1 protein-coding gene is annotated in these 509 nt (G+C 64.2%); it reads left to right on the forward strand.

Annotation, left to right across the window (positions count from 1 at the left end; translation table 11 throughout):
• Nucleotides 1-509 (forward strand): cobalamin-dependent protein (locus ACEPPI_RS40660; RefSeq protein ID WP_373920262.1); only part of this gene is annotated, 509 nt, incomplete at both ends.

Consider the following 509-nt stretch of genomic DNA (forward strand, 5'->3'; position numbering starts at 1 on the left):
GACCTCGACGAAGCCCTGCAGACACGGCCCGCCCTGGAGATCGTCAACGACACCCTCCTGGAGGGCATGAAGGTCGTCGGTGAGCTGTTCGGCTCCGGCCAGATGCAGCTCCCGTTCGTCCTCCAGTCGGCGGAGGTCATGAAGACGGCCGTCGCCTACCTCGAACCGCACATGGAGAAGACGGACGACGAGGGCAAGGGCACGATCGTGCTGGCCACCGTCCGCGGTGACGTCCACGACATCGGCAAGAACCTCGTCGACATCATCCTGACCAACAACGGCTACAACGTCGTCAACATCGGCATCAAGCAGCCGGTCTCCGCGATCCTGGAAGCCGCCCAGGAACACAAGGCCGACGTCATCGGCATGTCGGGTCTCCTGGTCAAGTCCACCGTGATCATGAAGGAGAACCTGGAGGAGCTCAACCAGCGCAAGCTCGCCGCCGACTACCCCGTCATCCTCGGCGGCGCCGCCCTCACCCGCGCCTACGTCGAACAGGACCTCCACGA

Source organism: Streptomyces sp. AB3(2024), assembly GCF_041862025.1.
Taxonomy (GTDB): Bacteria; Actinomycetota; Actinomycetes; order Streptomycetales; family Streptomycetaceae; genus Streptomyces.